This window comes from Bacillus sp. 22190 (genome assembly GCF_052045575.1).
In the GTDB taxonomy this organism is placed as follows: Bacteria; Bacillota; Bacilli; order Bacillales; family Bacillaceae; genus Bacillus; species Bacillus altitudinis.
Genome location: NZ_JBQEPF010000002.1, coordinates 108,165 through 135,079, shown reverse-complemented (window position 1 = coordinate 135,079; position 26,915 = coordinate 108,165). Strand labels below are relative to the sequence as shown.

Annotated in this window: 28 protein-coding genes; 3 read left to right on the top strand and 25 right to left on the bottom strand. The window is 40.2% G+C overall.

The window, feature by feature from the left end; translation table 11 throughout:
* Positions 1–113: 113 nt before the first annotated feature.
* Together ACTJKA_RS03490 and ACTJKA_RS03485 are read right to left on the bottom strand one after the other, a co-directional pair.
* On the bottom strand, positions 114–1,271 hold the full coding sequence (locus ACTJKA_RS03490) for an iron-containing alcohol dehydrogenase (RefSeq protein ID WP_056705384.1): 1,158 nt from the start codon (positions 1,269–1,271) through the stop codon (positions 114–116).
* On the bottom strand, positions 1,268–2,710 hold the full coding sequence (locus ACTJKA_RS03485; RefSeq protein WP_025207691.1) for an alanine/glycine:cation symporter family protein: 1,443 nt from the start codon (positions 2,708–2,710) through the stop codon (positions 1,268–1,270). The genes ACTJKA_RS03490 and ACTJKA_RS03485 overlap by 4 nt, the downstream gene beginning before the upstream one ends.
* Positions 2,711–2,840: 130 nt before the next feature.
* Here ACTJKA_RS03485 and ACTJKA_RS03480 point away from each other — a divergent pair, with 130 nt between their 5' ends.
* A complete protein-coding gene (locus tag ACTJKA_RS03480; protein ID WP_129547735.1) occupies positions 2,841–3,734 on the top strand; it encodes a LysR family transcriptional regulator in 894 nt (297 codons plus the stop codon).
* Between the two features lie 138 nt (positions 3,735–3,872).
* Here ACTJKA_RS03480 and ACTJKA_RS03475 read toward each other — a convergent pair whose 3' ends face one another.
* From ACTJKA_RS03475 to ACTJKA_RS03455, 5 genes are all read right to left on the bottom strand, one after another.
* On the bottom strand, positions 3,873–4,994 hold the full coding sequence (locus ACTJKA_RS03475; protein WP_268357575.1) for an ABC transporter permease: 1,122 nt from the start codon (positions 4,992–4,994) through the stop codon (positions 3,873–3,875).
* Complete coding sequence (locus ACTJKA_RS03470; protein ID WP_268357576.1) at positions 4,987–6,153, bottom strand: ABC transporter permease; 1,167 nt, start codon at positions 6,151–6,153, stop codon at positions 4,987–4,989. Before ACTJKA_RS03470 ends, ACTJKA_RS03475 begins: the two co-directional genes overlap by 8 nt.
* 19 nt (positions 6,154–6,172) lie before the next feature.
* Positions 6,173–7,117 (bottom strand): ABC transporter ATP-binding protein, encoded by a 945-nt coding sequence (locus ACTJKA_RS03465; RefSeq protein ID WP_039964061.1) that lies wholly within the window; start codon positions 7,115–7,117, stop codon positions 6,173–6,175.
* A gap of 209 nt (positions 7,118–7,326) precedes the next feature.
* Positions 7,327–8,541, bottom strand: a complete 1,215-nt coding sequence (gene fdhA, locus ACTJKA_RS03460; RefSeq protein ID WP_017358089.1) for a formaldehyde dehydrogenase, glutathione-independent — start codon at positions 8,539–8,541, stop codon at positions 7,327–7,329.
* A 428-nt stretch (positions 8,542–8,969) separates the two neighbouring features.
* A complete protein-coding gene (locus ACTJKA_RS03455; protein ID WP_017367683.1) occupies positions 8,970–9,572 on the bottom strand; it encodes a class I SAM-dependent methyltransferase in 603 nt (200 codons plus the stop codon).
* 267 nt (positions 9,573–9,839) lie between these two features.
* Between ACTJKA_RS03455 and ACTJKA_RS03450 the strand changes: the two genes are divergently transcribed.
* On the top strand, positions 9,840–9,965 hold the full coding sequence (locus ACTJKA_RS03450) for a YjcZ family sporulation protein (RefSeq protein WP_008342643.1): 126 nt from the start codon (positions 9,840–9,842) through the stop codon (positions 9,963–9,965).
* Between the two features lie 43 nt (positions 9,966–10,008).
* Here the strand turns inward: ACTJKA_RS03450 and ACTJKA_RS03445 are convergent, their stop codons facing one another.
* From ACTJKA_RS03445 to ACTJKA_RS03415, 7 genes are all read right to left on the bottom strand, one after another.
* Positions 10,009–10,170: a hypothetical protein gene (locus ACTJKA_RS03445; RefSeq protein ID WP_154666048.1), complete on the bottom strand. Its 162-nt coding sequence runs from the start codon at positions 10,168–10,170 to the stop codon at positions 10,009–10,011.
* A gap of 159 nt (positions 10,171–10,329) precedes the next feature.
* Positions 10,330–10,464: a YrzI family small protein gene (locus tag ACTJKA_RS03440; protein WP_008342648.1), complete on the bottom strand. Its 135-nt coding sequence runs from the start codon at positions 10,462–10,464 to the stop codon at positions 10,330–10,332.
* A gap of 444 nt (positions 10,465–10,908) precedes the next feature.
* Positions 10,909–11,139 carry a YrhC family protein gene (locus ACTJKA_RS03435; RefSeq protein WP_017358091.1) on the bottom strand — a complete coding sequence of 77 codons (231 nt, stop codon included), beginning with the start codon at positions 11,137–11,139 and terminating at the stop codon, positions 10,909–10,911.
* A gap of 72 nt (positions 11,140–11,211) precedes the next feature.
* Positions 11,212–12,360, bottom strand: coding sequence for a bifunctional cystathionine gamma-lyase/homocysteine desulfhydrase (locus ACTJKA_RS03430; protein WP_144684050.1), 1,149 nt, complete (start codon positions 12,358–12,360; stop codon positions 11,212–11,214).
* Position 12,361: 1 nt separating this feature from the next.
* Complete coding sequence (locus tag ACTJKA_RS03425; RefSeq protein ID WP_060832467.1) at positions 12,362–13,285, bottom strand: PLP-dependent cysteine synthase family protein; 924 nt, start codon at positions 13,283–13,285, stop codon at positions 12,362–12,364.
* Between the two features lie 46 nt (positions 13,286–13,331).
* Positions 13,332–14,027, bottom strand: a complete 696-nt coding sequence (mtnN, locus tag ACTJKA_RS03420; protein WP_019743016.1) for a 5'-methylthioadenosine/S-adenosylhomocysteine nucleosidase — start codon at positions 14,025–14,027, stop codon at positions 13,332–13,334.
* Between the two features lie 15 nt (positions 14,028–14,042).
* Positions 14,043–14,684 (bottom strand): class I SAM-dependent DNA methyltransferase, encoded by a 642-nt coding sequence (locus ACTJKA_RS03415; protein ID WP_081114969.1) that lies wholly within the window; start codon positions 14,682–14,684, stop codon positions 14,043–14,045.
* A gap of 187 nt (positions 14,685–14,871) precedes the next feature.
* On the opposite strand from ACTJKA_RS03415, the gene ACTJKA_RS03410 reads away from it, so the two are divergent.
* Entirely contained in the window at positions 14,872–15,078 is a 207-nt protein-coding gene (locus tag ACTJKA_RS03410; protein WP_024718362.1) for a YrzA family protein, read from the top strand.
* A 140-nt stretch (positions 15,079–15,218) separates the two neighbouring features.
* Here the strand turns inward: ACTJKA_RS03410 and ACTJKA_RS03405 are convergent, their stop codons facing one another.
* The 11 genes from ACTJKA_RS03405 to ACTJKA_RS03355 all read right to left on the bottom strand — a co-directional run bounded on the left by ACTJKA_RS03405 (position 15,219) and on the right by ACTJKA_RS03355 (position 26,852).
* Positions 15,219–15,881 carry a YrrS family protein gene (locus ACTJKA_RS03405; protein WP_048001797.1) on the bottom strand — a complete coding sequence of 221 codons (663 nt, stop codon included), beginning with the start codon at positions 15,879–15,881 and terminating at the stop codon, positions 15,219–15,221.
* Positions 15,882–15,948: 67 nt separating this feature from the next.
* Positions 15,949–17,691 carry a peptidoglycan D,D-transpeptidase FtsI family protein gene (locus ACTJKA_RS03400; protein WP_057079271.1) on the bottom strand — a complete coding sequence of 581 codons (1,743 nt, stop codon included), beginning with the start codon at positions 17,689–17,691 and terminating at the stop codon, positions 15,949–15,951.
* Positions 17,692–17,741: 50 nt separating this feature from the next.
* Positions 17,742–18,215, bottom strand: coding sequence for a transcription elongation factor GreA (greA, locus tag ACTJKA_RS03395; RefSeq protein WP_007501433.1), 474 nt, complete (start codon positions 18,213–18,215; stop codon positions 17,742–17,744).
* Positions 18,216–18,863: 648 nt separating this feature from the next.
* On the bottom strand, positions 18,864–19,496 hold the full coding sequence (gene udk, locus ACTJKA_RS03390) for a uridine kinase (protein WP_007501435.1): 633 nt from the start codon (positions 19,494–19,496) through the stop codon (positions 18,864–18,866).
* 7 nt (positions 19,497–19,503) lie between these two features.
* Entirely contained in the window at positions 19,504–20,772 is a 1,269-nt protein-coding gene (locus ACTJKA_RS03385) for a peptidase U32 family protein (protein WP_052320979.1), read from the bottom strand.
* Positions 20,773–20,792: 20 nt separating this feature from the next.
* Entirely contained in the window at positions 20,793–21,722 is a 930-nt protein-coding gene (locus ACTJKA_RS03380) for a peptidase U32 family protein (RefSeq protein ID WP_007501439.1), read from the bottom strand.
* The gene (locus ACTJKA_RS03375) at positions 21,719–22,384 is read right to left on the bottom strand and encodes an O-methyltransferase (RefSeq protein WP_008342672.1); all 666 of its coding nucleotides are present in this window, start codon (positions 22,382–22,384) and stop codon (positions 21,719–21,721) included. Before ACTJKA_RS03375 ends, ACTJKA_RS03380 begins: the two co-directional genes overlap by 4 nt.
* A 212-nt stretch (positions 22,385–22,596) precedes the next feature.
* A complete protein-coding gene (gene mltG, locus ACTJKA_RS03370) occupies positions 22,597–23,679 on the bottom strand; it encodes an endolytic transglycosylase MltG (RefSeq protein ID WP_025207696.1) in 1,083 nt (360 codons plus the stop codon).
* A gap of 73 nt (positions 23,680–23,752) precedes the next feature.
* Entirely contained in the window at positions 23,753–24,841 is a 1,089-nt protein-coding gene (locus tag ACTJKA_RS03365; RefSeq protein ID WP_144684057.1) for an acetyl-CoA C-acyltransferase, read from the bottom strand.
* On the bottom strand, positions 24,829–26,286 hold the full coding sequence (locus ACTJKA_RS03360; protein ID WP_440607641.1) for an acyl-CoA synthetase: 1,458 nt from the start codon (positions 26,284–26,286) through the stop codon (positions 24,829–24,831). Before ACTJKA_RS03360 ends, ACTJKA_RS03365 begins: the two co-directional genes overlap by 13 nt.
* Positions 26,286–26,852, bottom strand: coding sequence for a biotin transporter BioY (locus ACTJKA_RS03355; protein WP_007501449.1), 567 nt, complete (start codon positions 26,850–26,852; stop codon positions 26,286–26,288). The genes ACTJKA_RS03360 and ACTJKA_RS03355 overlap by 1 nt, the downstream gene beginning before the upstream one ends.
* Positions 26,853–26,915: the final 63 nt, after the last annotated feature.

The following is a 26,915-nucleotide window of genomic DNA, read 5'->3' as shown; positions in this document are numbered from 1 at the left end:
ATTTGTAATTCTCCATATTGACGACATAGTCGTTTGCTTCTTGTGTAAAGTCTGGGAAAGTTTGTGTTTATCATTCAGTCATTCTATTCGGCTCTTTTTCTGTATGACTATAATTAAAAAGCAGCCTTTAGTATATCTAAGTAATCCGCTTTCGTAACGGCACGAACATTGCTTTTTGTAGAGTTATTTTGTTCTGCTAGTTCAGCCATTTTTTCAAAATCTTCTACTTTTACATAAGATAATTCTTTTAGTGATGGAATACCTAAATTCTTTGTGAATGTATACATACCATCCATTAATTTTTGAATCGCCACATCATCTGCATCCGTTTTATCTGCAAAGCCCATGATGTTTGCAAGCTCTATGTGCAATGATTTGTTTTCAGCTGCATTAAATTGTATGACATAAGGTAAAAACACAGCATTTGCGATACCATGAGGCGTATCATAAAGACTGCCGAGCGCTTCGGCTAAACAATGTACGGCTGCTACATCAGCAGAACCGAAGCATAAGCCAGCGAGTAAACTGCCTTCCTGCATTTTGTATCTTGCTTCTAAATCAGACCCGTCTTCATACGCCTTCGGTAAATAGGTCACAATGGTTTTCATTGCGCTTGCCCCCATCGCCTTAGAAATAGGGTTTGTTTCTTTACATGTATAGCCTTCAATCGCATGGACCAGTGCATCAACACCTGTTGCCGCTGTTATACTTTTTGGCACCGTTGAAGTAAGAGCAGGATCCAAAATCGCAATAGTTGGTCGAAGCAAGGCATGTTTTAAGGTGATTTTTTTATGTGAAGCAGCTAACGTAATCACAGATGAACGGGTCACCTCAGAGCCAGTTCCAGCCGTGGTTGGAATACAAATTAAGGGTGATACATTTGTGTACGCTTTCTTGCCTGCTATATACTCTTCAGGATTACCGCCATTTGGACCTAATAAAGCAATGGCTTTTGCCGTATCCATTGGGCTTCCTCCACCAATCGCAATTACCGCTGATGCTTGTACTTTTCTAAAGAGCTCTGCACCCGTTAGACATTCATGATCTCTAGGGTTTGGAGATACTTGATCAAAGACGACAACGGAATAACCAGCTTCTTGCAAATATGCTTCAATAGGCGTCACCAATCCTGCGCTTTTTACACCAGGGTCAGTCACAATCATAATTGTAGCACTAGGCAAAACCATGTCCTCTACAATAGAGGCAATATCTTTAGATTTTCCAGTCCCCATGATCATTTTCGTATGACAATCATATTCAAAATTTATCATTGATTTTCTACCCCTTCATTTGTTGATTTAATCGCTTGTTTTTCTGCTCCCCACCATTCTATTCCTTTTAAACCTGGAATGGTAGAAGCGTAAAAAACAGGGTTCTTTCCTACCTTTCTTTGTCCCATGTAATCATTTAGAGCCGCAAAAGCAAATTTGCCTAAAATCGCAATAGCAACCAAGTTAACAATAGCCATAATCGCCATCGACAAGTCCGCTAACGTCCAAACGATTTGTAAGTTGGCGAGAGCACCAAACATGATCATCATTAAAACAGTGATTCGATACACGAATAGCGCGGTTACACTGTGATGAATAAAACCGATATTGGCTTCACCGTAATAGTAGCCACCTACAATGGAGCTAAATGCAAAAGTAAAGATCGCAAATGCTAAGAAAATACTAGCCCAAGAACCGAAATGCTGCGCCATTGCAGCTTGAGTGATTTCAATACCTGACAAATCACCTGCTGTTTCTACTGTTGATAGCATAATAATAAATGCTGTACAACTACAAACAACTAATGTATCAAAAAATACGCCTAATAATTGAACAAACCCTTGTTTTACTGGGTGTGAAACATGGGCAGCAGCTGCTGCATTTGGCGCACTTCCCATTCCTGCTTCATTGGAAAATAAACCGCGTTTGACACCGTTCATTATTGCAGCGCCGATTCCGCCTCCAACCATTTGCTCTAATCCAAACGCACTTTTCATAATACTTGCTAATGCTGCGGGTACATCAGCGATATTTGTCACTATCACATAAAGTGCTAAGATAATATAAAACGAGGACATGATTGGCACAATGATTTGGGTAAAGCGGGCAATTCTCTTTACACCACCAAAAATGATGAGAGCCGTAAGAATGGTTACGAATACCCCCATACCAATTGGATTGATACCAAATGAATATCGAAAGGCATTTGTGATGGTGTTCGTTTGTACTGCATTAAAAATCAAGCCAAAACTAAGAATAACAGAAAAGGCAAAGATCCTACTTGGCCATTTCAGTCCAAATTGCTTTTGTATATAATAGCCTGGCCCCCCTTTAAAACCATCACTTGTTCTCACTTTATATATTTGAGCGAGTGTGCTTTCGACAAATGCAGAAGCTCCCCCTAAAACTGCTGCAAACCACATCCAAAAAATAGCTCCAGGACCACCAACTGTGATGGCAATAGCAACACCTGCCATATTTCCAGTTCCAATCCTCGTCGCTGCTCCGATAAAGAAAGCTTGCATTGAAGAAATGTCTTGACTCCCTTTTATTTTTGGGGCTTTTTCAAAAATAGAACGGAAGATCTCTTTTAGTAAGACAATTTGCATAAACTTCATTCTCACCGTAAAGTAGATTCCAATCCCTATTAACATAACGACTAAAATATATGTCCATAAAAAGTCATTTATTGAATTGACAATCGTTTCAAACAAAGCCATCCCCCCTATAAAATCTGAACATTCTAAATAATGAAAGCGCCTACTTTTATCATAGTAAAAATGTTATGATCTATCTATAGAAGTTTTCTGATTGCATCAATCGGCTCATCCGATTTAGGAGGGATTGACGTTGGAAATAAAGCAACTGATGATGTTCCAAACAGCATCAAAAGTATTAAACTTTACAAAAACAGCACAAATACTTGGCTATGCTCAATCTAGTATCACGGCAAATATCGCTGCATTAGAAGAAGAGTTAGGAACCCCTCTTTTTGAAAGGCTTGGAAAAAGGGTGATTTTAACAGAAGTTGGTATGAAGTTTCAAGATTATACGGATAAGATTTTAGGTTTAACAGGAGAAGCATTAGAGGCTGTTGGCGGGATGAGTGAGCCAAGCGGCATTTTGAGAATATGTGCATCTGAAACACAATGTACCTATCGACTTCCTCATATTTTAACGGACTTTCAAACAACGTATCCTAAAGTAGAACTGATTTTCCGTCCCGGAATAGCTGAAAAGGATGTTTTAAATCTATTACTAGAAGGACAAATTGATGTCGCCCTATTATCGATGAATCCTGTCGTATCCTCACATTTAATTGTAAAAGAATTAAAAGATGAACCGATGGCCATTGTATGCTGTCCAACAAATCCATTGAGCAAAAAACAAAAAGTATATCCTATCGATTTAGACGAGCAAAGATTGTTGTTAACTGAAGACTGCGATTATCGTTATGCCTTCGAACACTCTTTGACACAGACAGGAGCAAAACCGAGAAGTAAACTAGAACTAGCAGATGTAGAAGCCATTAAAAAATGTGTAATGGCTGGTCTAGGAATTGCTGTACTTCCCGAAATTTCTATAAAAAGAGAAATAACAGAAGGCCATATGATTAAAATCAATTGGATGGGACCCTGTCTCACAACGAAAATCCAACTATTCTGGCATAAAAATAAATGGATGTCTCCTGCTTTGAAGGCGTTTGTTGATTTAACAGAGGAATATATCCTTCTCAATGGGTAGTGTGAAATATTTATTTGGGCAGCCTTCCATTTCTTTCACCATTAAATATTAACGAGTTATCCAATCATTTAAAGTAAATCACATGTATACAAAAAGCCCTCTACATAGCTATAGAGGGCTTTTTAGAAGAACAAAGGATTAATAGGATCTGATACTCTTCAAACCAATGATCATAAAGATCACTGTAAAAGCAATTAAAACCGTCGCATCTAATAATAAGATAGAAAGATTAACATTGCCGCTCATGATCTCACCAAAACCAGACATCATCCATGTTTGCGGTATAGTCAAAGAAATCTTCTTCATAATGTCTGGAACAATATCTAGAGGCCAATAAATACCACCCAGCATGCACGATCCTACAATGACAATTGCACTAAAGATTTCAGCTTGTTTTTTCGTTTGAGATAAAGTAGCTATCATAAATCCTAAACTTACGACAAGGCCTATAACAAATGATCCGAACAATAAAATAAGAAATAGGTTGCCTAAGTAGACATTAAAGAAAATAGATAAGATGGTCAAAAGAACACCTAATTGTAGCCATCCAAGAAGGAAATATGCCATTAAATATCCCAGAAGTACATATATTTTATGGATGGGACTCGAAAGCAATCTTTGCCATGTATAATTTTTATACTCCAAATGTATAGCGGACAAAGAGCTTGAAATCGCAAACATCATAAACATAATGGTAAAGCCAAGCGGTATTAAATTTGGTTGCTGGTTTGCTTGACCATCTTGTTTTTTTTCAACCAACGAAATGGTGCCAGATTCATTTAACTTATTCAATGCAGTGGTGAGAGAAGCACTTCTCTGATCTTTCACACCGTAATTGATCTGATAAATGATCGCTGCTGCCTCTTTTAAATAGGGAGATAAGACTGCATATTCCTCAGTTTTCTTATAAACTGTCACATCAAAAATTTCTTTATTTTCTTTTAAATGGGACTCTAATTGATCAGAGACTTTAACCGACGCAATTACCTTTTCATCAGATACTAATTCTTCCGCTTCAATTTCAGACGCCTTTATCCAAAGAAATGTCGTGTTCTTTTTGAGCAGTTTTAATATTTCCTGATTGAGTTCGTCTTGTTGAGGATTTTGAACAAAAGCAACTGTGGGTTTCTTTGTATCTGATGCCGTGCTGCCAAAGATAAAACTAAATATGATTGGCATAACAAATAAAAAAATGAGAGCCAATGGAGACTTTAATGTTTCTTTTAACTTTAACGTGATAATGGCTAATATTTTATGCATAGCGATGCTTCCTTTCAAAAGACATTCTTAATAAAGCAATGATGAAGAAAGCCATTCCCATCCCACAGCTAAGTAATAATCCGTTTTGTATTTCACTAAATTCAGCACCTGCCATACTTTTCAAAAACATTTGAAGTGCAAGAGAATTAGGTAAAAAATAGCTGGTATCAATCACCCATTGTGGGAATAAGTATAAGGGCACCATACTCCCGCCTAAAGCAGCTAACACTTGAGTGCCTAAAATCCCCACACTATTAAACGTTTTTTCTCTTTTGATAAAAGAACCAATCAGCACCCCGAAACCCGCAGCATTTAATATAAAACTACATCCGATCATAACAACAGTAAAAGGCTCTCCCCAGTTCACCTTAAAGACAAAGCTAGTAAATAAAATAATGACCGCAAGTTGAATCATACTCATTAAAATAATGCCCAATAACTTTCCAATGATATAACTAGTATTGCTTAATTTTGATACTAGTAGTCTTTTATAAACTTCTTCTTCTTTTTCCTCTATCATACTGCCAACCAAGAAAACAACAGTCATTAATAAAAAAAGTACACCCATCCCGCCTGCGTAGTATTGGAAGGATGTAATCGGCTGGCTGTTGATATGAATGTTCCTTTCGTTCACTAGTTCTTTTTTCAGTTGATCAGACACGACCTCCACTTCTTTACCTTGATTCAACGGCACCAGAATACGATTCATATGATAATTTTGAAAGAATTGCAAAACCACATTTTCTAGGACCATTTCCTGTAAGCTTGAATTAGGTCCTTTCAAAATATTCAATTGCACATGATCGTGATTTAATAGGCTTTTTTCAAAATTCGGCTTGATGATTATACCCATTGTAATGTCTCTACTATTTAAATCTTTCTCTAGCTGATTTTTCGAGGTGACCTTCACTTCAAATATGTCATTGAGTTCACTCTTAGACAATGTTGAAAGAAACATTTTACTTGTAGCGGACTTATCCTGATCTGTTATTCCTATTCGAAATGAATTGATCTTGACTTCACTATCTTTCTTCATGTTATCTCCAAATGCTGCACCTAATATAGCAATTAATATGATAGGCATAAAAAAAAGTGTAAAAAAGCTTTTCTTATCCCTAAAAAACAATAATAGATCTTTCAGTACAACCCAAATGCTCATATGCTCACCTCTATTCGGTCTAGTCTCGTAATTTCTTACCTGTGAAATACAAGAATACATTTTCTAAATTTGGTTCTACAACTTCTGCTGAAATTAATTGAACATGTAATGCGGTTACACCTTGAATAAGTTGACTTAGTAAATGCTGAGGGTTGTCATCAAATAATTTGATTTGATTTTCCTGCACCATAAAGTCATTCAATGGGTGGTATTCATTTATATATTGGCACACTCGCTCCATATCCTTTTGTCCTTGTTCACATTTAATCGTAAAAATGATTTCTCTTTTTTCTCCAACAAGCTCAGCCAATTCACTTAAATCACCTACCTTAATGAAAGAACCTTGATCCATAATAGCTATTTTTTCACATAGATATTCGACTTCCTCCATGTAATGACTCGTATAAATAATCGTCATTCCTTCACTATTTAACGTTTTAACTGTTTCTAATATATGATTTCTGGATTGTGGGTCTATACCCACTGTAGGCTCATCCATTATTAATAGTTTTGGCCGATGCAAAATCGCACATCCGATATTCACTCTTCTTTTCATCCCTCCTGAGAATACTTTCACCTTATCATTCGCTCTATTACCCAGACCAATTAATTCAAGGATTTCTTGTACTCTGCTTTTTAATTCTTCTCCTTTAAGTCCATACATTTTCCCCCAAAACGTTAAATTTTCTTTTGCTGACATATCTAAATATAAAGCGATCTCTTGCGGAACAATGCCAATCAATTGCTGTGCATGCTTTGTTTCTTTATGTAGATCAATGCCTCCAATCGTAACAGTCCCGCTCGTTGCATGTATAAGTCCTGTCATGATACCGATTAAGGTTGATTTCCCTGCACCATTAGGGCCCAACAATCCAAATGATTCACCTTGTTTTAAGTGGAAGCTAATCCCTTTTAATACTTGTTTACCTTCATAGTTTTTGATGATGTTTTGTACTTTTAGCAATCGCAATCTCTCCTCTATTCTTCCTATCTATCATAATCCTGTCCAATCATTGCCAACTGTTTTATGGTATGTCTTTCAACTAAAGATCATTTTTCCCAATTTACTCATTTTACCACGTTATGAAATGTAGAAGAACAGTATAGGTCTTTTTATATTTATAAACAAAAAAACTTACAGGAAAAATCCTGTAAGTTTTTTTCGATGGATCATTATTTAGAAATCATGCCATGCGGGTCAATCACAAATTTCTTCGCCACACCCGAATCAAAATCGCTATATCCTTTAGGGGCTTGATCAAGGGAAATGACGGTCGCATTAACGGCTTTGGCGATTTGTGCTCTTCCGCTTAAAATAGATTTCATCAAGCTGCGGTGATATTGCATGACAGGGGTTTGGCCTGTCACAAAGGTATGGGCTTTGGCCCAGCCAAGTCCAATTCGCACTTTCAGAGATCCAACTTTTGCATCTTCATCCACAGCACCTGGATCTTCTGTGACGTAAAGTCCTGGAATTCCAAGTTTACCGCCAACTTTGGTAATATCCATAATTGTATTTAAAACGGTGGCTGGTGCTTCTCCTTGATCTCCATGACCTGAAGCTTCAAAACCGACACAATCGACCGCACAGTCGACTTCTGGCTCTCCAAGGATGTTTGTCATTTGTTCACCGATTCGATCATGTTTTCGTAAGTTAATCGTTTCGCAGCCAAAGCTTCTCGCCTGCTCGAGCCTTTGTTCATTAAGATCGCCGACGATGACAGCAGATGCGCCAAGGAGCTGAGCGGAATGCGCTGCTGCAAGACCTACTGGCCCTGCACCAGCAATATAGACGGTAGAGCCCGGCTTTACGCCAGCCGTATAAGCACCATGAAAACCTGTCGGGAATATATCAGAAAGCATCGTCAAATCAAGTATTTTTTCCATCGCCTGATCTTTGTCCGGAAATTTGAGTAGCTGGAAATCAGCATATGGCACCATGACGTACTCCGATTGGCCGCCAACCCATCCGCCCATATCTACATATCCATAAGCTGAGCCAGGTCGATCGGGGTTCACATTTAAACACACATGAGTTTTTTGTTCTTTACACATGACGCAACGGCCACAGGCAATATTAAACGGAACTGATACGAGATCACCCTTTTGGATAAACTCTACATCTCGTCCAACTTCAACGACTTCACCAGTAATTTCATGACCAAGGACAAGTCCTTCAGGCGCAGTTGTGCGCCCTCTTACCATGTGCTGGTCGCTCCCGCAAATGTTTGTTGTCACTACTTTTAAAATGACGCCATGCTCACACTTACGTCCAACATTGGCTTTAGGTACACCAGGGCCATCCCTTAAAACCAAATCAGGGTATCCAATATCCTCAACTGCTACATTTCCTGCTCCTTTGTAAACGACACCTTTGTTTCCCGACATGTTTTCATTCCTCCCTTTTTGTTTAAAAATGAAGTCTCTCCAAAATTCTCTCTTTCTCGGGCTTTTTCCTTCTTTTAACCGCACATTGACTCAAAAAATAAGTGACAAATGTCTATCTAGGAGAGAAAAATGTATTTTCCAGTCAAATAAAAAAGAAAATATTGAAAAAAAAGCTAAACATTTGCAGAACATTGTCGATATAAGGAATAAGCCAGACAGGTATCCTTAATCGACAAACAAATTCCTTATATATACTATCATTCCTTACACACCTGGCTGGCCCCTACATATGAAATGAATGCAAAAGACTCTTCTTGTGAAGAGTCTTTTTTATTGACGAATGGTCCATTTCATCGCATGCAAAAAGGCTCCTCTGACGAAGAGCCTTTTTTAATTGCTTGTTCATTACCTGGGAAATATTTTCATCATCATTTTAAGGCTTTGATACAGATGTATGTATCATAATGGTAAACAGAGACGTCTCTAAAGTGATACGCTGAAAAAAGACAGCTGATGTCTTCTTCACTGTACGTTGAAAGAGACTGTGAGCGTTTTTGTTCCTTCATTAGTTCCTGCTTTTGAAAAGATAAGAATACTTCTCCATCCACTTGAAGAACACGATATACCTCTTTCATGACTTGTTCGATATCTGGCAAGTAATAGATGGTCTGCACTGTGAACAATTTATTGAATGATCTGTCTTCAAAAGGTAATTGCTCAGCTTTTCCAAGTGTGATAACGGCTTTTTCCTGCTCGACAAGCCTCTTATGTTTTCTTTTCGCGTATTTTACCATATGACGCGAAGCGTCGATTCCATATACTTTCCCTCGATCAAGTTTTTCCGCTACTTTAGATAATGTCATACCTCTTCCAGTACCAATTTCTAAAATCCGGTCGTTTTCTTGTATATTTAAGAGTTGAATCGTCCATTGATTGATATTATGATGATTTTTTTCCATATAGCGGGCTACCCATTTTGAGAACAAGCCCTTTGGTTCCCTCATTTGTTTTCCAATCCAGCTTTGAATCAATGTCAACACCTGCTTTGCACCAGTAAATAAAACTATTTACGAATTTTCTTACTTTTCATATCGGCTCTCGCCTAACAAAAGTTAAGACCTAGTCCTAATTTCTTTGTCTTTTATTAGACGGCACCTTTTCTGAAAATGTTTCGCACGTCATGAAAAATATTTAAACAAATAGGCATTTTCATTAATTGTGCTCAGATTGATTTCGTTTTCTGCATGAGCTGCATATTTTATGAATGTATCTTGATTAGATAAAGGTGGTGCTAGATTATGGGCTTTGGCGGTTATTCTGGAGGCTACTGCGGTGGCTACGGTGGCGGTTTTGCAGGCGGATTCGCATTGCTTGTTGTACTGTTCATTTTGTTAATCATCATCGGTGCAAGCTGGATTTGCTAATGTAAAAGGAGCAGGAAACGATGACGTTTCCTGCTCCTTTTCTTTAATACCAATAGGTTGGATAATTGTACATATAGCGTCTGAGCATTTCTTCTTGCTCTCTTTGCATTCTGTATGGATTGCCGTACCCGTGCTTTAAAGAATGCGGAATAGACGCATACCCGTGCCCCACTGACGGAAACCTCATATATGGTGACATCGACATTCATTGATCACCTCACAATCTCCTTTTACGGTTATCATATGTGCAGGTGATCAATGTGGAGCGTGTCTAAACCTGGTCCTTCTCCCTTGTATAACAATCAAGCATTGCAAGCATCATAAACATGTCAATCTCCTCCTTTTCATGTTTTTATTGTCCTTTTTAGTTCATGTACTTTAGTTGTTTCTGCTTCATTTCTTCATAAAATGTTTCGACTTGTTGTTCATAAAGAACCGTTTCAATGTCTTTGTATTTACGTTGGATCGTCAAAGTAATAAAAAATAAATGGATTGTCATATACGCTCACCTCCCTTCAGTTCGCAGCACGCGAAATAGCCCGCAGATCTTCTTTATCAGTTGACCTGCGGGCACACAAAAATGCAGATCAAAAGACAGTGTCTTCTAACCTGCGATGGATGATACGTGAAATCCTCGTTTACTTAAACAGTTTTGTAGCGTGAACCGTAAAAGGTAAAGGAAGGACACGAGCTCTTCCACAGGCTGATGACATGATGAAATTGGTTGTTGAATTGATCACAAGTAGATACGAATAACATATTCTTCAGCCTCCTTTACGTTTTTAATTACTTTGTAAGTATATCCAGCAAGCACCATTTTGTAAACCTGTTTTTAGTAAATTAGATGATTTTTGTGTGTTTGACTAAATTTCCACAGTGATTCTTGTCCAATTATCCAGTGTAATCAAAAAAGTCTCCTCATCACATGAGGAGACTTTTCGACTTAATCTTCATCTAGTTCTTGTAGCTTTTTTTGAAAAAAGATCGCACGTTTCACGCAAAGGAAAGCAGCCAATAGGAAAACACAATCAACTGCCAGCATCAGCATTTTTGGTGAGGCTTCTATGTGCTGATTCGGTAAAATCGTACCAATATATAAAAAGGTGCTGACAGCAAGCAAAATAAAAGCGTATTGCTTGTAATCTGTCACTAAACCATCCCACTTTTTCTTCACTTGTTTCACCTTCCCGCTATCAATGTCTATTGATAGCTTACCATAGTGAGAGAAAGCGAGGGGCATGTAAATCTATCCATTCGTTACTGCGTCGAGCCCTTGTTCAATATCATGTAATAAGTCATCAATATCTTCAATACCGACAGAAATACGGATTAAACCATCTGTGATGCCAAGCTCTTCTCTGCGCTCTTTTGGAATAGATGCATGGGTCATGCGAGCAGGAACAGAGATTAAACTTTCAACCGCCCCTAGGCTTTCTGCGATTGTAAACAATTTCAATTGGCTTAAAAACACGTCGACATTTTCTTCTTTTCCAATATCAAAAGAAATCATACCGCCAAAGCCTGTTGCTTGAGTTTTTGCAAGCTCATGCCCTGGGTGAGCGCTTAAACCTGGGTAATAGACACTTGTAATCGCAGGATGCTGTTCTAAAAACTCAGCGATTTTCTGCGCGTTTTGTTGATGTGCTTCCATTCTTAGTCCGAGCGTTTTCATCCCTCGCATTAGAAGCCATGCATCTTGCGGTCCAAGAATACCGCCTGTAGAGTTTTGAACAAAGTGCAGTTCTTCACCAAGCTCTTCAGTAGCTGTCACGACAAGGCCGCCCACCACATCACTATGGCCGCCTAAATATTTTGTGGCACTGTGCAAGACAATGTCAGCCCCATATGAAATCGGCTTTTGAAAATATGGGGTAAAAAACGTATTATCGACAATCATCAAGATGCCAGCTTCTTTTGTGATCCGGCTTATGGCTTGTAGATCCGTCATTTTCAGCAATGGATTGGTTGGTGATTCAATATAGACGGCTTTTGTTTCTGGTGAAATTGCTTTTTTCACCGCTTCAGGATCACTTGTGTCTACAAATGTAGCTTTAATGCCAATCCGGTTGAGCACCTTTGTCATCACACGATACGTTCCGCCGTACACGTCGTCAGTCAGTACGATATGATCTCCGCTGTTAAACAGCATCATCACAGCTGTAATTGCAGCCATCCCTGAACCGAACGCATAGCCGTTTGCCCCGCCTTCAAGATCACGAATGACTGTTTCCAGTGCTGTTCTTGTTGGATTCGCAGTTCTGGAATATTCATATCCAGTGTGCTCGCCTGCTTTAGGCTGCTTATAGGTGCTGACTTGATAAATAGGAACAGACACGGCTCCTGTTTTTTCATCACCAGTGATTCCACTATGAATCATCATTGTTTTTGGCTTCATTTTATTTTCCTCCCTCATAAATACCTTTACTTAGATAACGCTCACTGCTATCAGGAAAAATAGTGACGATCACCGTCCCAGGTGATGCCTTTTTCGCTTCCTCTAAAGCGGCAAATAGAGCGGCACCAGACGAGCTTCCGATCAGAACACCTTCCTTTTCAGCTGCTTCTTTCACCATTCGGAAAGCATCATCGTCACTGACGGTATAAATTTCGTCAAATAAAGTCGATTCCATATAATCTGGAATAAATTCAAGGCCAATTCCTTCCGTTCTATGCGGCCCCGGCTTTCCGCCATTTAAAATAGATCCTTCTGGTTCCACGATCACTGTTTTTAGCGCTTCTTTTTGCTCTTTTAAATAGGTAGCACAGCCTTGAAACGTTCCGCCAGAGCCCGCTCCTGCTACAAACACGTCTATGTTCCCCTGGAGGTCAGACCATATTTCTGGCCCGAGCGTTTTATAGTAAGTCAATGGATTTACTTGGTTTTTAAATTGTAAGACGCAATAAGCATTGTCAAGGCTTGCCTCTAGTTCAAGGGCTCGATCAATCGCACCCTTCATCCCATCTTTTCTTGGTGTATGAATAATCTCTGCACCAAGCGCTTTCATGAGCTGTTGTTTCTCTTGACTAAAATGTTCTGGTACACAGAAGATCGGATGCAATTGATGTTTTCTTGCACTTAGCGCAAGCCCGATGCCTGTGTTTCCTGCAGTTGCTTCAATAATGGTTCCGCCTGGGCGCAGTTTGCCCGATGCCAGCGCTTCTTTAATCAGCATATCACCTAAGCGATCCTTAATACTTCCGCCTGGGTTCATCATTTCAAGTTTTGCATAAACATCAACACCTGCCGGCACACCCATCCCTGACAGTTTTAAAAGCGGTGTGTGGCCAATTAATTCCGTAATATCATGTATGACAGCCATATAAATCCCTTCCTTTGTATGGAAAAGAAGGGGGAAACCCCTTCTTTTATTGTGTTTGCTTTATCATACGCAGGACAAGGTCTGTTGAGTGAATCGCTGCTTGCTCTAGAAATTGATCAAAAGAGATATTGGATTCTTTCCCAGCAATATCTGACAACGCTCGAACGACCACAAATGGCGTTTCAAATAGATGGCAAACTTGCGCAACTGCTGCTGCCTCCATTTCCACTGCATACAGCTCTGGAAATTTCTCTCTCACAAACGCGACACGACCAGGATCATCCATAAATGAATCTCCTGTTGCAATCGTTCCTTTTGCCACTTGAATATGATCGATTTCTGAAGCAGATTCCTCTGCCAGCTTCACAAGCTGATCATCTGCGATGAAAGCAGCTGGTAATCCTGGCACTTGTCCATATTCGTAATTAAAGATCGTCACGTCCACATCATGATGTCTAACATCAGTAGAGATGACAATATCACCTACATTTAATGAGTGATGGAAACCGCCAGCTGATCCTGTATTGATCACATAATCTGGCTGAAAGCGGTCAAGCAGAAGTGTTGTGCTGACCGCTGCATTCACTTTTCCAATCCCTGATTTTAATAAAATCACTTCTTTATCTTCATAAACACCTGTTGTAAATTCACACCCAGCGATGTTTTCTTGTGTGGCATTCTTTAGTTGGTCTCTTAAAATCGTCACTTCTTCTTCCATTGCACCTATCACTGCGATTTTCAAATCAAAAACATCCTTTCATTCCCTTTTCTTCGCTTCTACGATCCACACAAAATCATTCATTTGATGAAAAGATGTGCTAAAACCTTCTTCTTCAAAGATTTGCTTTAACACACCTATGGATGGATAGTATTCCGTTTCTAAATCCTCTGCAAGCTGATCGAATCCAGCGGCTTTCGCTTTGTTCGTTTCAGCTTGATGTGCTGCTTGATTTTGAAACATTGTATCAGCAAAGACTATTTTACCACCTGAGGGAAGGATGTTGCCATAGGTGTGGATGGCTTGTTTTTTTTCTTCGTCCGTTAAATGATGGAAAGCATATGAACTGACGATCGTATCAGGCTCAAAAGGTGGAGCTGGAAACGATAAAAAATCTCCGTCATGAAATACATTTGGTATTCCTTTTTGAAGAGCCGCTTTCTTCATGGCCTCTGAAGGTTCAACGCCAAACACTTTCTTATCTGCTTGAAGCAGTGCCGCCGTTAGGTTTCCTGTGCCGCTTCCAAACTCAATGACATGTTGACCTGCACGGCGAGTAATCTCTTTTAGAATGGCCGGATACCGGCGAAACACTTCTTTATACTGCTCGTCATGACCACTTACAGTGTCATCATAAGATTCAGCCCAATGATCAAATAAAGAAAGAAACTCACGTCCCATTTTTCTTTCCCTCCACTTTATCTATTTATTCCTATCCGTATAGTATGTTTTATTCCGTCGAACAGTTCCTATCCTACCACATCTTCTGATTCTTTCCTACTAAAAAATACTGGGCGGGGTAGAAAAATATTTGCCCTTTTGAATGGGAGAGATTATGATGAATCTAGAGCATGGAGGGATGAATGAAATGGATTTTCAACTGGATTTTTTAAAGGACAAAATTGAATTTTTTGAAGCAACGTCTTTAAAAGAACTTGAACAAAAGATCCAAAAACAAATTGAACATAATCAGGCGATCTTGCTGACTGTTCATTCTGTAAGTCATCAAACAACTGTCATTGATGATAAGATTTTGTATACAGCAGTTGTTCATTTTAAAGCGAATGTCTCATAAAAAAGATCAGCGTGTAGGAAGTCAGGTCTGTGCGCCGGTGCTAGTCCTTCCTAGACTGCAAAGGTTTTCTATCACGCTGAAAAGAAGAAAAAGGCTAAAATGAGGTTCATTTTAGCCTTTTTGCATACATCTTTTTTATTTTATTTTAATTTTTCAACCTTCACAGGTTTCCAGCCTTTTTCATCCACCCACGTAATTTCTACACGGTAGCGTTCACCTGTTGATTTATCACGGATGGTTCCTTTTGCATCTTGAGGTCCTCCGTTATTTCCTAACCAAATAACAGTCATTTGGTCTTCTGAGATTCCTGTCGCATAGGACATGGCTTTGATCATTTCTTTCCAGTCTTTTGAGTTAGCATCATAGGTTGCTGTATGTGATCCCGATTGCTCTGTTCCTACAGGCTCCCAGTTATCGTTTTCATATGTTTTGTCTACGTCACTTGTTTTACCGCCATCTGTTTCTGTGGCGTCTTTTAACGCATCTTTGTTTGGCTTTTCTTCATCATCTGTTTTCTTTGTATCGTCTTTTTTGTCAGATGAATCGTCTTTTTTCGCATCCGCATCATCTGATGTGTCTTTCTTTTGATCTTTCACATCTTCTTCTGAGTTTTGTTTATTTTCACTCGATGCAGGTGCTGTTTTTGATGGTTCGTTGGCTACATCTTTCGGTGGTCTATTAAAAATTAACAAACTCGATGCGACAACCAAAATAAGCACCACAACGATACCAATTAATATGTTAAGCACCATATTCGCCTTTCTGCGCTTATCACGATGTTCAAATCGAGAATTTCTACTCAAAATCTCTGCACTCCTTTGCCTCTGTTCCCTAAGTCGTTACTATTCTAACATGACATGAAGGGATGTTCTATGTCTGTTTCTTTTCAATTTCATTGACCTTTTTTACAATATCATAAAACGCTTCATTTGTCTTAGCCCGGCCACTTGCCTCATCAAGGTGAACAACGACGAGAGCGTATTTTGGTTTTTCTGCCGGAAAGTATCCGGCAAACCACTTGTGATAAAGTGGATTCCCCTGTTTATCTTTGCTGCCGGTTTGGGCAGTGCCTGATTTCCCTGCTATATGGAACGGCAGGTCTTGAAATCTTCTTCCTGTTCCTTTGTCAGACGTCACCACCTGCCTTAAGTACTTTTGCAAGGTTTGAGCTGTATAGCGGTCAATACTGTCACCATCAGGTCGTTTGTTTTGAAAGGATAGCATCGTTGTTCCGTTTTGATACAGCACTTTATCTGCAATCCTCACTTCTTTTCTTTCTCCGCCCCTTGCAATCGTTGCCATCATATTGGCGATTTGCAAGGGAGTTGTTTTGACATTTTTTTGACCAATCGCCGTTTGTGCAATGGCTTTTTTGACATGCTTGTCTCTTTTATCTCCCCACACACTGCCTGTTTCTTCACGATCAAACTGTTTGAATTGCTGCTTATGGTATACATCCCCTTCCCAGCCGGCTCGATCCACAAGCCCAAGCTTTGAAGCTGTCTTTTCAATGATTTGATCATCTGTTTGGATGAGCTGCTCAGCGAGTGTCGCAAATGTATAATTACAGCTTTGCGCAAAGCTTTCAGACAGATTCAGTACTTCCTGCTTTCCTTCTGGCTCTCCATATAAATTCTTTCGACAATCATACATCGTTTGTGGCTGGTTCAAGTTTTTTTCAATCGCTGCGGCAAGTACGACCGTTTTAAATACAGAACCGGGAGCCATTGCGGTCAGCATGTAATTTCTTGCCTCATGCCGGTTTTTGCTGGTCACATTTGGAACACTCGCCATCGCCAGCACACTGCTATTTTGAATGTCGAGCAGAACCGCTCCGCCTTTTTCAACACCTTGCGCTTTGAGAACATTCTCCATTTCCCTCTGCATGTCTTCGTCCATGGTTGTCTGCACTTGCAGCGGATAAAACGAATGAGCTTCTGCTGTATATTTGACGTCCATCCCAAACAAAGGGTTTCCCCTTCCGTCCACATGATATAACAATTTTGTGTCTTGCTCTGGTAATAGAAATTCGTCAAATGTACTTTCCAAACCAAATGTACCGATCTCAGTGCGAATCGAAAGCTCTTTTTTGTCCGGATAACGCTTTCTCAAGAGTTCTGGATTCTCACTTGTGAAGCCTAATGTGTGGAGGGCAAGTCTTTTTTTGTCCTTCTCTTTCATATATACGCCGTAAACACCTGAATATTTCATATCATTGATGTCTTTCAGCTTTTTTTTCGTGATATCATCTTTTAAAATGAGTGGTTTCTTCGTTTCTGTCAGCTGGCTTTTCAATTCATCTTCTTCCATCTCAAGTATAGAAGCGGTTTGTTTTAAGTGAGGGAGGTCATATTGCAGGAAAGGAAATATGATGACCGCAGGCTCTTCTTTTGTGAGAAGTGCCTCGCCGTTTCGATCTAAAAATTCGCCGCGTCCGTCTGAAATGACTACTTCTTCTGTCCGCTGCCTGACACTTTCTTGGATCAAATTAATATCAAGCTTTGAAAAAGATTCTGTGAAAAACAACTGAATTTCCGCTAGTCTAAATAGGAGACCGAGCAATAAGATAAAAATAATGACACCTGTCCATTGGATTCTGCTTGTTTTCAGCATAAAAACACCTCGTCCCTATTGTGGACGAGGTGTTGATCGCATAAACGTAATTATGAAATTTTTACAATTTGGACGAACATTTCTCCGCCAGGTGTTTGAACAGTGACTTTGTCGTCTACTTGTTTGCCTAAAAGACTTTTTGCAATTGGTGAATCGTTTGAAATTTTGCCTTCAAACGGATCAGCTTCTGCACTTCCTACAATCGTATAAGACTCTTCTTCACCGTCCGGTAATTCAACGAATGTCACCGTTTTACCGAGTGAAACAATATTTGAGTTACCTTCATCTTCAATAATTTTGGCATTACGAATCATATTATCAAGCGTTGTAATACGACCTTCTACAAACGCTTGCTCTTCTTTAGCAGAATCATATTCCGAGTTTTCAGAGAGGTCTCCAAAACTTCTAGCGATTTTAATACGCTCTACAACCTCTTTACGTTTAACCGTTTTCAAATATTCAAGCTCTTCTTCTAATTTGCGCTTTCCTTCTTCTGTCATTGGAAATACTTTCTCTTGTGCCATGAATCATTCACTCCTTCTATTAATCCTCATCATACAAGCTTTCTGCATGTGAGTGACGACTGAAATATACAAGAATGAGGACATATTCCGGCCCTCATTCCTTCTGTCCCATATTCGTAAAAGTCCATCTTACATGGCGTCCCTTTTAGATGCAACTATTATGCCTTTTTATTAGGCAGGAACAGCAGCGGTCTCATGATGATGTATTATCTTCATCGCACAAACTGTGGAAAGGCACAGGAAGCTCCTGTACCTCGTTCGGCCATTTCGATCATATGTAGAAGAATAGCTTATCCATTCTCCATCTTCCAATACATAATATGGTCAGTGTACGATATGTCTATGCTATATTATTACAAAATTGCATTTTGATCAAGAATTGTTTGAAAATTTGTGATGATTTGTTTGTCGTTTTTTTAATATACTTTTACAAAGCAGGAATAACTGAAACTTTCAGCATCCCATCGTGATTTTCCTGTCTTCATTTCGCAGCATTGTTTTCCTATCATATCAAATCTTTTATTCAGAGGGCTGTTTCTTACAATGCTCACTGATGATTTCGGACTAGTCATTACTAAAGTATTGACTACAAGAGCATGATGTTGAAAAGACCTTTACGTCGTAAAGGTCTTTGTTCTTCTCCACCATTTACTCTCCGCGGTTTTGAAGAATCGTTTGAATTTTTGTCACCATGAGGTCAATGGCCACATGATTTTGACCGCCTTCTGGGATGATGATATCGGCGTATCGTTTTGACGGTTCAATGAATTGATTGTGCATCGGTCTGACGACAGATACATATTGTTCAATCACGGAATCAATCGATCTGCCTCTTTCTTTCGTATCACGTAAAATACGGCGAATGATCCGAAGATCTGCATCAGTATCCACATACAGTTTAATATCCATTAAGTTTCTTAGACGTTCGTTTTCAAGAGCAAAGATTCCTTCAACGATGATGACATCTTTGGGTTCAACATGTACCGTCTCTTCTGAACGTGTGTTTAGTTTAAAATCATAAATCGGTTTTTCAATGGACTCGTACTTTAACAGCGCTTCTACATGCTCAATCATCAGGTCATTGTCAAATGCAAGCGGATGATCATAATTGGTCAGCAGGCGCTCTTCAAATGGCATATGACTTTGATTTTTGTAATATAAATCTTGCTGAAGCATGAGGATTGAATGTCCTTTAAATTTTTCGTAAATGGAATTGGTGACGCTCGTTTTACCTGAACCCGAGCCGCCAGCGATTCCAATCACCACTGGTTTTTTCCCCATGTGCCGGTTATTTCCCCTTTCTCATCATGTTGCTAGGGTATACTTTTTGATCAAGCTTAAATTTCACAATTTGCAGTGGATGACGAGCGGCATCGAGTTCGTTCCCTTTTTCGTCCCAAATCGTCTCAATCTTGCATGTGAAATTTTCGATTTCTGGACCGAAAAATTCAACTGCGTCGCCAGCTTTAAAGAAATTACGCTGCTGTAATGTGACAATTTGTTCTTGTTCATCATAATGAAGTACAAGTCCGACGAAATCAAAGGTCGTTTTCTTTCCGTGAATGCCAAACATTTGTTCATCCGTCCCTGGTACACCTTCAAAAAAGGCAGGAGCCGTGTCACGGTTGGCACATTTGTCTAATTCATCGAGCCATTCTTGTTGAATGACGAAATTGTCTGGGTCCGCACAGTAAGCATCAATGACTTTACGATAGACACTGACAACTGTTGCTACATAATGAATGGACTTCATTCGTCCTTCGATCTTTAAGCTATCAATTCCCATTTCGATCATTTGCGGTATGGATTCGATGAGTTTTAAATCTTTTGGACTCATCGCAAATGGTGCGTCTTCTTCACCGAATAAAGGCGCTTCCTCAGAGCCTTCTAGTTTATAAAGATCATAATCCCAGCGGCAAGATTGGCAGCAGCCCCCGCGGTTTGAATCTCTCGCTGTCATATGGTTACTGAGCACGCAGCGGCCAGAATAAGCAATACACATGGCCCCGTGAATGAACGTTTCGATTTCAATATCCACTTTTTCTTTCATTTCTTTAATCTCTAGAGCGCTTGTTTCACGTGCAAGGACCACACGCTCAAGCCCCTCTTCCTTCCAAAACTGCACCGCTTTCCAATTTGAAAGAGACTGCTGTGTGCTTAAGTGGACTTCAAGCTTTGGAGCTACTCGTTTGCATGTTTCGATGATGAGTGGATCAGCGACAATAATTCCCGCTACACCGGCTCCTTCAATCCCTTGAAGATATTCTTCCAGCCCGTCCATGTTTTCGTTGTGGGCGAAAATATTCGTTGTCACATAAATGCGAGCACCGTATTTGTTCGCAAATGCAACACCTTCTGCCATTTCTTCAATTGAAAAGTTATCTGCATTTGAACGAAGTCCAAATTCTTTCCCACCAATAAAAACAGCGTCTGCTCCATAATGCACAGCAATTTTTAGTTTTTCTAAGTTTCCTGCTGGCGCAAGCAGTTCTGGTTTTTTTGTAATGACACGTTTTCCATCGATCACTTCAGAAATTCCATCTTTTAAAAGTGCCATTTCCTCTGCCTCCTTTTATCTTAATAAACCGTTTCTTTAAAGAAGAATCCTGTATCGATTGAGCGGTTGACAGGCTGGATCTCTTCAATACGCTCCACCCATTCATCTTTCTGATCTTCATAGGCTTCCTTATCAGTCACTAGTAAATCAATGGCTTTTCGATAGAGGGATGTCACCTCTGTCATATAAGAAAGTGACTTTAAAATTCCGTCAATTTTAAATGAGTCAATGCCTGCGTCGACAAATTCTTCTAATTCATCAATCATACATACATCATTTGGACTCATAATGTGTGTGCCATTTTCATCCTCAAAAATAGGATATTTGTTTTGACGTTCCTGGTCGTGAAGGAATAGACCTTCTTCCATATTTCTTCCTTCCACGTCCATTTGTTTGCCTTGATATTCAAAATAGTTGCCAACAAGTGTCCGTTTGGATTGGAACATACAGGTCATGCCGTGGACTTGAATTTCAATCTCCACTTCAGCGTTTTCTTTGATATCAATCACACTGTCCATATTGAGTTCTTTGGCAAGAACAGCACGTGTTGCGCCTTTTCTGCCCCAGTAGTTACAAGTGTAATAATTTGTCCCAGTTGTTTCTGTACTCCAGTGCAAATTCAAGTTGACACCTGTTTCTTTTGCGGCCATGATCACTGCCGGATCTCCAAAAACGACACCATCCACGTTTAACCCATCGAGAAAGGTTAAATAATCTCCAAGCAGTGCCACACGGTCATTATGAAAAATCGCATTCATGGCGACATATACTTTTTTGTGATGTGCATGCGCGATTTGAACCGTTTGTTTCACATCTTCTCTTGAAAATTCACCTGCAAGACGGATTCCATATGTTTGTTCACCTATTAAAAATGCGTCAGCACCCGCTTCAATGAGCGGCAGTACATCCGACACCTTGCTTGGTGTCACAAGCAATTCTGGTTTTTTCATGATTGGTCACCTCTTTTTGTACTAATGGCGATCCCATCTCCAACCGGAATGATACACGTTTGGTAGTCAGGATTTGACATCAGCCATTGATTGTATCGATCAATTTTGCCTATTAATTGTTTTTTTCGTTTATCTTCAATTTCTTCTTCATAATTTGTCGCAACTAAGCCTTTAAATAATACGTTGTCTGTAATAATCATTCCGTCATCGGACAGCATCGGTTCAAACAGCTCAAAAAAGCGTTGATACTGACCTTTTGCCGCATCAATGAAGATCACATCATAGGGCGCCATCGTCTGAACCGTTTTAGCTGATTCTATCGCATCGCCAAAAAACACGTGAATTCTATCTTTGAAATGTAATTCTTCAATATTCCGTGTCGCTTCCTCATAACGTTTTGCATTTCGCTCAATCGTATAGATTTCAGCATCTGGCAGAGCTTCTGCCATTCGAATCGCTGAATAACCAATCGCTGTCCCAACCTCAAGAATCTTCTTCGGTTTTTTCAAAGAAAGCAGCTGCAATAACAGTTCAATGCTCACCTTTTCCATGATTGGCACATGATGCTCTTTCGCATACTCCTCTAATTGAGCGATGGCATCAGGACTCGGCTCAATTAAATCTTCAATATAATCATTTATTTGATCATCTTCGATTGTCATTATATGTCTAGCTCCTTCATGACCTGAAAAAGAAGAGTCCTGCCTATTACAGCTCTCTTTCTCGTCAATCTTTCGTTCATCTAAGTAAAAACAACCCGATATATTTTACCACAAAGATGTGGTAATTGCGAACCTATAAAATGGATATAACAACGAAAAAAACTGCAGGCAATTTCACCATTGTCTACAGTCTTTTTCCTCTCACATGAGCGCTAGTTGCTGCCTGTGATGTATTTCGCTTTCGCTTTGTTGTGCTCATTTAACGTTTTCGTAAAGACGACTTCGCCATTTTTCTTTGCTAGGAAGTAAACAAAATCTGTTTTCTCTGGATGGAGTGCTGCTTTCCAAGAAGATTCTCCAGCATTGGCAATAGGTCCAGGCGGCAGCCCTTTGTTTGTATACGTATTATAAGGTGATTTTACTTTTAAATCTTTGTAATAAACACGGGACTTATGCTCGCCAAGCGCATAAAGAACGGTTGGATCTGTTTGAAGCGGCATGTCCTTTTTCAACCGGTTATAAAACACACTTGATATTTTTGACCGGTCTGTTTTTTCAGTTGCTTCCATTTCTATCAGGGATGCCATCGTTAGGACATCATGGATGGACATCTTTCTCTTTTTCATGTCCTTTTCATACGTTTTTACATATTGATCTGTTTGTTTAATCATCGTGTCAATGATGGTTTCAAGTGATTCATCCTCACGATAAAACGGGTACGTCGCCGGGAATAAATATCCCTCTAACGGATGCTTGACCTGTTTCCCGTTCACTTGTGATGTCACCGTTTTCGGGTATTTTTTCATCAATTTTTTAATAAAGGCTGGATCATCCAGCTTCGCTTCAACTTCCTTCGCTGAAAAATTCGTCTGGTTTGCGATAATAGCTGCAATATCAGACAACTGTTTCCCTTCAGGTATCACAAGCTGAAATGCGTAGTCTGTCCCGCCAGATGTCAGCTTTTGAATCAGCTGATCCGCATCCATTGTTTGTTTGAGATGAAAATAGCCCGCTTTAAAGCCTGATGCTTTTTTGTACTTTGCATAGTAAGTGAAAATCGTGTCATTTGAAATCAGTTCATTTTCTTTTAAAATGCTCGCAATTCCACTGACAGATGTTCCATTTGGAATATGAATATTAATGGTTTGTTTGCTTTTTTGATCGACCGGCCCGAGTGCTGATTTTACATATAAAAAACCTGATAATGCTGCAATGATGATCACAGCAAGTACAGATAACAGGACGATCCCCATTTTTCGTTTAAAAAATGGTCGTTTCTTTTGTTCTGAAAACATGCATGGCCCTCCTCACATCTAGCTTTTATAGTACATGATTCGACGGAGTTCGGCAATTACTTGCTCATGCATGTCATGACAGAACTTGCCATAGTGTGGCTAAACCGACACCGCCTCCACTGCCAATTGCAGCCATGACATAACTTCCATTCGGTAAGGCGCGGGCTTCGTAAAACAGTCTCACCATCATAGCAGCTCCCGAGGCGCTATATGGATGCCCAAGACAAAGCGCACCGCCTCTTTTATTGATACGGTCATAAGGAATACCTAGTGTCCGGGCAATGAGCACTACTTTGAGCGCAAACGCTTCATTGATTTCAAAAAGTGCAACATCTTCTATCTTCACCTGTTCTTTATGTAAAAGTTTCTTGATTGCATCAATTGGTGAAGCAGCAGGATAATGCGGGTCTATAGCGGTCACGGCACTCCCGATATACCGCAGCATAGGGCTGAAGCCTTTTGCCTCCGCTTCCGCTCTTTCCATCACAACGACGGCAGCTGCACCATCTGCTTCTTTACAGCTATTGGTCACAGTCACAGTACCTTTTCCTGGTAAAAAGACAGGTTTTGCCCGCTTTATCAAGCTTGCAATCGGTCTTATTTTAGCTGCCGCTTCATCTGTACTCAGCCCGCTAATCGGAACAATTTCTTCTGAATACGTTCCTTGCTTGAATGCGGTTATACTTCGTTCCCAGCTTAAAAGTGCATAGTCATCTTGCTCTTGTCTCGCAACTGAAAATCTCGACGCCGTCAGCTCTGCCGCTTCCCCCATATGAGGGTCTCCTATCCACTCTGGAGAAAAGCGAGCCCTTTCTTTCATTGGTGACCTAGAAATGCTTTCCGTTCCACCAGCGATATACATTGATCCCTCCCCCGACTGAATCATAATGCACGCCGTTCTAATGGCTTCAAGACCGGAAGCACACTGCCTATCAATGATCATACCCGGAATATGTAATGAAAGCCCTGCTTCTAACGAGGACAGACGGGCAATGTTGCCACCACCCCCGACGACATTGCCTAAAATGATGTCATCTGGCTTGGTCACGTTTGAAAAATGCTGGATCAAGGGCGCAGCTAGATGCTCTGGCCGGTAATCCTTCAACATTCCATTTTTCTCACCGAAGGGCGTCCGCTTCGCTTGTACGATCACGGCTTGCATAATAGTTGTTCCTCCGCCCACTTTTTCATACTGGCACGAGCGATTTTCCCTCCTGATGTTTCGATCATTTTGTCCGTGACGAGCCATTTTTTTGGTACTTTGTATGCCGCTAATGTTTCTTTTACAGCTTGCCGAATGGTTTTTGTTTGCTGTACATTCTCAATAATGGCAACAGGGATTTCGCCCCAATATGGATCAGGAAGTCCAATCACGATTGACCGATTCACCTCTGGCTGTTCATTCAGCACACGCTCAATTTCCTCTGGAAAAATATTCAGTCCCCCATAGACAATCATGCCATTCTCGCGGCCGCTCATATACAAGTAACCATCCGCGTCGAGCCACCCCATGTCATAAACCGTCAGCCACTCTTTGGTCGGCTTTTCATCTTGTAAATAGCCTGAAAAAGACATTGGGCTTTTCACATAAATTCTCCCGATTTCATTTGGCTTACAAACGGTTTGATCTGCCCTCCTGACTTCAACCTGAATAGAAGGAAATGGCTTTCCGACAGAAGTAGGCTTTTGCAAAAAATCATCTGAAGATAAATAGGAGACAAAACTCAATTCTGATGTCCCATAAAAATCAAAAAATGTGATGCGGGGATAGCGGTTGACGAGCTGTTTTTTTGAAGAGCTTCCCCAATCTGCACCAGACGATAGGACAAGAAGCGGATTCTTTCCGAAAGCATCCATTTGCAGTAACGCTTCTGTCATAGTCGGAACCGTATAAATAGCCGTGATGTCTCCTCTTTCTAAGGTTTTCTTTGCTTTCTCTGGCACAAATTTTTCTAACAATGTCACGGTGCCGCCGAAATAAAGTGTGCTGATCGCCCCATATAAAAAATGAGAGGATAAAAGTGTACCTAAAATCAGCACATGGTCTTGATGTGTGATCCCAAAGACGGATGTTGTCATTTGAAAGCTCTCGATCCATGACTGCTGGCGTCTTATGAAGGCTTTGGGCGATCCCGTTGATCCTGAAGTAAACCCCATATAAAAAGCAGGATCTTCCTCCGGTTCACCTTTGTTCGATTGAACGTTTATGCTGAGACTGATTCTTTCTTTCCATTCAGATAAAGAGAACACTGGCATATCCAGCTTGTACTTTTCAATCCTTTTGATATATCGATCTTCCACAATGACAAGGTCCGCGTCGCTTAATAAGAGCTTTTCCGCGCATTCCTTGTTACTCCACCGCGGATCAAGAGGCACCGCTGTCCATCCTGCAGAAGCTGCGCCAGCAAATAGTTGAAGAAACGGAACACCATTTGATACTAAAAAAGCGACTCTTTTTTGCTGATGAGGCATTTCTTTTAACCATTGTGCAGATGACTGTACACGCTTATGCCATTCTTCATAAGTGATCTTCTCTTTTTCATCTATGATCGCCATCTGACCTGGCTTCACTTTTGCATGAGCTGCATAGCTTTCCGTTATTCTCATCAAACTGCTCGCCTCCCTCTATGTAAGTCCCTTTTTCGATATGACATCGCTTGAATGATTTTCACCGTGAAGACGGCACATATTCCTGCTTTGATCAGATCACCCGGTAAATAAATGACGCTGAACAGAGCTGCTTGCGTGATCTTTATATGCATCATCATGGCTTGAAAGGGAATTCCGCCTATATATAATATCCCGATACTGCATACCGCATAGATCAAAAATAGGCGTAAGGCCGTCACTTTCTTCAGCCGGTTCAGCCACAGGCTGATCATAAAGGCAGCCACTGGATAAGCAAGTAAAAAACCACCGCTTGGCCCAAAAAAGACCCCTATTCCGCCTCTCCCTCCAGATAAAAGAGGTGCGCCTGCTGCCACTATTAGAAGAAACAGAAGTAAACTAATCAGCGCTTGCTTTGGTTTTAACAGCCCTCCAGCAAGCAAAAGACCTGCGGTTTGTAAGGTGATTGGTACAGGTGTAAACGCAAGAAAAATAGGCGGAATTAATCCTAACATCCCAATAACTGCTGTCATTAATGCCATTTGCATCATATCGTGAATTTTCAATTTTCATACCCCTCACTCGATTCATTATTAAAAATAGCGTAAAAGGTACAGTCCATTATGTCA